Genomic DNA, 3,795 nt, shown 5'->3' with positions numbered 1-3,795 from the left:
CGGCGAAAAATGCCGATATCAGCGGTAACGTGAATGCGAACTCCGGGACGCTCAACAACGTCACGGTAAATGAAAACTGTACGATTAAGGGCATGCTGGAGGCGAACCAGGTCAGAGGTGACTTCGTTAAAACTGTATCCAAACCATTTCCGAAAAAGGCTGGTACGTGGGGTAACACGGAAACACCAAACGGGACGGTTACAGTCACCATTTACGATGATCATAACTTTGACCGCCAGATTATTATTCCGCCCATTATTTTTAACGGTGTGGCGTATGACGATCCGGGGAGCGGTAATAACCCGGGAGGTACGCGATACACGGGTTATGGTTTTGAAGTTCGCAAAAATGGCGTATTAATCGCATCCAGAGAAACTAAAGGAGCCATTCCCGGTAGTTACAGTGCGGTTATTGATATGCCGAGTGGTGGTGGTAGCGTCACTCTGGAGTTTAAGATTTTCCAGAAAGGCAATCAGGGCGCAGGTAACATCACAGACTGTACGGTGATTGTGACCAAAAAAGCTGCTTCCGGTATCAGTATCCGTTGAAATATTTATAACCCCAATACGGGCGCCAGAAATGGCGCCTTTTTTATTGCAGAAAAGCGAGAGGTAATTATGCGTAAATTATGTGCTGTTATTCTGTCTGCAGTAGTCTGGCTGGCCGCCGCTGGTACGCCAGCGAGTGCAGCAGAGCATCAGTCCACACTAAGCGGCGGCTATCTTCAGTCCCATACTGATATGCCCGGCAACGATGACCTGAAGGGCATTAACGTGAAATACCGTTATGAATTTACGGACACGCTGGGGCTGGTGACGTCATTCAGCTATGCAGGAGACAAGAATCGCCAGATTACCCGTTACAGCGATACCCGCTGGCATGAAGATTCAGTGCGTAACCGCTGGTTCAGCGTGATGGCGGGGCCGTCTGTACGCGTGAATGAATGGTTCAGTGCTTATGCGATGGCGGGTGTGGCTTACAGCCGTGTTTCGACGTTCTCCGGGGATTATCTCCGCGTAACTGACAACAAGGGGAAAACGCACGATGTGCTGACCGGAAGTGATAACGGTCGCCACAGCGACACGTCTCTGGCGTGGGGAGCTGGCGTGCAGTTTAACCCGACCGAATCCGTGGCCATTGATATTGCTTATGAAGGTTCCGGCAGTGGCGACTGGCGTACTGACGGTTTCATCGTGGGTGTCGGTTATAAATTCTGATTAGCCAGGTAACACAGTGTTATGACAGCCCGCCGGTTCAGGCGGGCTTTTTTGTGGAGTGGATATGGCAGCAGTAAAAATCTCAGGTGTGCTGAAAGATGGTGCGGGAAAACCAATACAGAACTGCACTATTCAACTGAAGGCAAAGCGTAACAGCACCACGGTACTGGTGAACACGGTGGCCTCTGAAAATCCGGATGAAGCCGGGCGTTACAGCATGGATGTTGAGTATGGCCAGTACAGCGTCACCCTGCTGGTTGAAGGTTTTCCGCCTTCACATGTCGGGATCATTACCGTCTATGAAGGTTCCAGACCCGGTACGCTGAATGATTTTCTCGGTGCCATGACGGAAGATGACGTCATGCCGGAGGCATTGCGTCGTTTTGAGGCAATGGTGGAAGAAGCGGCACGCAACGCCGAAGCCGCCTCTCAGAGCGCAGCGGCGGCAAAGAAATCCGAAACGGCTGCGGCATCATCGAAGAACGCGGCGAAAACCTCAGAAACGAATGCAGCTAACAGCGCACAGGCGGCAGCGACCTCACAGACTGCATCGGCAAACTCCGCGACAGCAGCCAAAAAATCAGAAACCAACGCGAAAAACAGTGAGACAGCCGCAAAGACGAGCGAAACCAACGCAAAGTCCAGCCAGACGGCAGCGAAAACCAGCGAAACGAATGCCAAAGCCAGTGAAACTGCGGCGAAAAATAGCCAGAATGCAGCAGCCGAAAGCGAGAGTGCGGCAGCTGGTTCTGCGACTTCAGCAGCTGGATCAGCAACTGCTGCGGCTAACAGCCAGACGGCAGCGAAGACCAGCGAAACGAATGCCAAAGCCAGCGAAACTGCGGCGAAAAGCAGTCAGGATGCAGCAGCTGAAAGCGAGAGTGCCGCAGCTGGTTCTGCAAGTGCGGCGGCTGCTTCTGCCACTGCATCAGCAAACAGTCAAAAAGCTGCAAAAACCAGTGAAACCAATGCAAAGACAAGCGAGACTGCAGCGGCGAACTCGGCGCAAGCATCGGCAGCAAGCCAGACAGCAGCTAAAGCAAGTGAGGATGCAGCCAGAGAGTATGCAAGCCAGGCTGCGGAGCCGTATAAACAAGTATTGCAGCCGCTTCCTGATGTGTGGATACCATTTAACGATTCGCTGGATATGATTACGGGCTTTTCGCCATCATATAAAAAGATTGTTATTGGTGATGATGAAATAACGATGCCTGGCGACAAGGTTGTTAAGTTTAAACGCGCATCGAAAGCAACCTATATTAATAAATCTGGTGTGCTGACAGAGGCTGCCATTGACGAGCCACGGTTTGAACGTGATGGCCTGCTTATTGAGGGGCAAAGAACGAACTACATGCTCAATTCGGAAAGCCCTGCCAGTTGGGGGCGATCGTCAAATATGGATGTTCCCGAAACCGGGACGGATAGTTTTGGTTTTACCTATGGAAAGTTTGTCTGTAACGATTCTCTGATTGGGCAAACCTCAGCCATTAATATTGCATCAATTGCTGCAACAAAGTCAGTTGATGTCTCAGGCGATAATAAATACGTGACAACCTCATGTCGTTTTAAAACAGAACTGCAGGTAAGGTTGCGTATCCGGTTTGATAAATATGACGGTAGCGCAACAACTTTTCTTGGTGATGCGTATATTGATACACAAACGCTTAAAATTAATATGACAGGTGGTGCTTCCGGTAGAATTACGGCACGAGTCAGGAAGGAGGAAACTACAGGATGGATTTTTGCTGAGGCAACAATTCAGGCAATTGATGGTGAGTTAAAAATAGGCTCTCAGATACAGTATTCACCTAAGCAGGGAGGGGCAACCGTATCAGGTGACTATATTTATCTGGCTACCCCACAAGTAGAGAATGGGGCTTGTGTATCATCTTTTATTATATCAGGAACGACGGCGGCGACTCGTGCGAGTGATATGGTTACGATCCCGACCGAAAACAACATTTATAACAGACCGCTTACTTGTTTGGTCGAGGTTAACAGGAATTGGGGCGATATTCCTCCTAATGTAGCACCGCGTATTTTTGATTTTTCTGGTGTGCCGCCTATTGAGTCAATCACATACGCTTTTAACACAACCGAGAAATATTACGGTCAGCTTTATATGCAAACTTATAAAGCGTCGACAAGTAGTTACGTTTCTAGTTTGTTTACTGGTCGAACGGATGTTCGAAAATTCATTGGTGGTTTTAATATTTATTCTGATGGTACTAAACGAGTAGTTTCTAACGGTGAGGCTACTAAAACCATGAAAACGGAATGGACGGGCGTAAAAACGCGGACCTTTATTCGAATAGGAGGTCAAGCCACATCAGGGACACGTCATCTATTCGGCCATTTGAGAAATCTTCGTCTCTGGCATAAAGAATTAACTGATGCGCAAATGGGGGAGAGTATTAAATGAAAGATTTAACACTTAAATTTGCCGACAGGGCCGATTTTTCGGCCTTTATGGATAGCACTGGCTATTATGATGATGAGTCGATGCAGGATGATATTCTTATTGACGTGATAGGTAACGTGTACAAAGAAACCGGAGAACTGACTGAAGATGGCGAAC

Annotated in this window: 3 protein-coding genes; all 3 read left to right on the top strand. The window is 48.6% G+C overall.

Going from position 1 to position 3,795, the window contains the following annotated elements:
* A partial coding sequence (locus BEG40_RS21415) for a phage tail tip domain-containing protein (RefSeq protein ID WP_502692834.1) occupies window positions 1-548 on the top strand: 548 nt, incomplete at its 5' end.
* Window positions 549-617: 69 nt separating this feature from the next.
* The gene (locus tag BEG40_RS21410) at window positions 618-1,217 is read left to right on the top strand and encodes an Ail/Lom family outer membrane beta-barrel protein (protein WP_105286076.1); all 600 of its coding nucleotides are present in this window, start codon (window positions 618-620) and stop codon (window positions 1,215-1,217) included.
* A 64-nt stretch (window positions 1,218-1,281) separates the two neighbouring features.
* On the top strand, window positions 1,282-3,639 hold the full coding sequence (locus BEG40_RS21405) for a prophage tail fiber N-terminal domain-containing protein (protein ID WP_105286075.1): 2,358 nt from the start codon (window positions 1,282-1,284) through the stop codon (window positions 3,637-3,639).
* Window positions 3,640-3,795 lie beyond the last annotated feature (156 nt).

The sequence above is a fragment of the Escherichia sp. MOD1-EC5495 genome (assembly GCF_002965965.1).
Lineage (GTDB): Bacteria > Pseudomonadota > Gammaproteobacteria > Enterobacterales > Enterobacteriaceae > Escherichia > Escherichia ruysiae.
This window is presented reverse-complemented; position numbering and strand designations above follow the sequence as displayed.